Source organism: Microbacterium sp. B19, assembly GCF_000333395.1.
In the GTDB taxonomy this organism is placed as follows: Bacteria; Actinomycetota; Actinomycetes; order Actinomycetales; family Microbacteriaceae; genus Microbacterium.
The window spans coordinates 1-1,961 of sequence record NZ_BADA01000120.1 but is presented as its reverse complement, the minus strand read 5'-3'; the positions used below and the strand labels follow the sequence as shown (position 1 = coordinate 1,961).

1 protein-coding gene is annotated in these 1,961 nt (G+C 75.1%); it reads left to right on the top strand.

Features of this window, described 5'->3' with window-relative positions; all coding sequences use genetic code 11:
* Positions 1–118 precede the first annotated feature (118 nt).
* Positions 119–1,774, top strand: coding sequence for a PucR family transcriptional regulator (locus I5G_RS04670; RefSeq protein ID WP_083896552.1), 1,656 nt, complete (start codon positions 119–121; stop codon positions 1,772–1,774).
* The last annotated feature ends 187 nt before the right edge of the window (positions 1,775–1,961 follow it).

Genomic DNA, 1,961 nt, shown 5'->3' with positions numbered 1-1,961 from the left:
GGTGGTGGATGACGGTCATGCGGATCCTCCTCGAGATACCCGGTCGTCCGGACAGATCGACCGGGAGCGCGTAGGGGTGTTCACTCCGAATTTGCGGCACAGGGAGGGGCTGGCGCGCATGGCTGATCGTCGCGAAGAACGTCCGGACCGGACAGATCGTCCGGATGCCGCGGATGCCGTGCTCGACCGCGGTCTCCCCACGCTCGCCGAGGTGCTGGAGTCGCCCGCCCTGACCGCGGGTGCGCCGGAAGTGCTGGTCGGCGGCGACGCGCTGTCGAGCCCCGTGCGGTGGGTGCACGTGTCGGACAGTCCCGGGGTCGCGCGGCTCCTCGAGGGCGGTGAGCTGCTCCTGACGACGGCGTCCGCGTGGCCGGCCGAGCCGGCGGATCTCCGCGCCCTCGTCGCCGAGTTCGTCCGCGCGGGCCTGGTCGGGATCGTCATCGAGCTCGGCGCGCACTACCGGTACGTCCCCGCCGTCGTGGTCCAGGCGGCGACGGCCGCGGGCCTCGCGCTGATCGCCCTGCACCGCGAGATCAAGTTCGTGTCCGTCACCGAGCAGGTGCACCGGCGCATCATCGACGACCAGACCGCCGCCCTGCGCGCCCGGGACGAGGTGCGCACGCTCTTCACGTCCCTCGCGCTGCGCGGTGCGCCCGCGGACTACGTCGTGGAACGCCTCGCCCACACGCTTCGCGCGCCCGTCGTGCTGGAGTCGCTCGCGCACGAGGTCATCGTCGCCGAGCTCGCGGATGCCACTCCCGCGGTGCTCGACGACTGGCAGGAGCGGTCGCGTCGGCTCAGCGACGACGGCGACGAGGGTCGCTCGATCGTGGCGGTGGAGGCCCGCGGCATCCGCTGGGCGACCCTGGTGGCGCTCGCGGGACCCGGGCATCCAGCGGGGCGTCGCGCGGTGCTCGAACAGGGGGCGACCGCGCTCGCGCTCGGACGCCTGGCCGACCCGGACGGCGACGACTGGGCCCGCCTCGGCCGCCGCCGGCTGATGGACGCGCTCCTCGGCGGCCGCTACGGCTCGGCGGAGGAGGTGGTCGCCCTGCTCGGTGCCGCGGGTGTGGATCTCGGCCGAGCGGTACTCTTCGGCCTCGCGACCGATGGCGCCACGGCGGCCGCCGTCGAGGCCGCGGCGTCCGAGCTCGGCGGCCGCGCACTCTGCGGAACACCTCGCGGGGCCGCCGAGCGAGCGGCGGGATGGATGCCGGTCCTCGCGGCTCTTCCCGCGTCGACGACGTTCGCGGGGGCGCCCGCCGACCGCTTTCTGGCCCGCCTGCGCGGCGACGGGCCGCCGCCGCGGCTGTCCGTCGGTCCCCGCGTCGAGGGGGCGACGGGGGAAGCCGCCATGCCGCGCCTGCTCGATTCCCTCGAGCAGGCGCTGGACCTCGCCGAAGTGGGCGACCTGCCGGAGGGCGAGGTGCACTGGGTCGTGCGGCATCCGCTCGTCCGGTTCGTCTCCGCGCTGCGCGGCGACCACCGTCTACTCGAGCACGGCGAGAACCTCCTCGCCCCCGTCCTCGCCGCCCCGCCGACGCGGCGTCGCGACCTGCTCGCCGCGCTGTCCGCCGTCGTGGCACACCCCGGCAATCGCACGGCCGCCGCCGCAGCGGCGCACGTCTCGCGCTCCGTGTTCTATCAGCGCCTCGATCTCGCGGAGCGGGTGCTGGGCGTCGACCTCGACGACGGCGAGGTGCTCGCGGCTCTCCACCTCGCGCTCGTCGTGCATCGCGCGCACCGTTCTCCCGGGTCCGTGGACGGACGATGAGCGGGCGGGCTCGCCGGGGCGACGCGCCCGACGGATACGATTGCCCGGACGGCAGGGGCAGGCATGGCGGAAGACCGGACGTGGTCACGGCGCGCATGGACGCGCGCGGTGGCTCTCGCGTCGATCGTCGGTCTGCTCGTGGTCGGGGCGGTGACGGCCCCGGCCGCCTCGGGCGCCGGTTAACCGG

Bases quoted from the DNA above. Each gene is read 5' to 3' on its own strand.
- I5G_RS04670 (WP_083896552.1), top strand. From the start codon at position 119: ATGGCTGATCGTCGCGAAGAACGTCCGGACCGGACAGATCGTCCGGAT.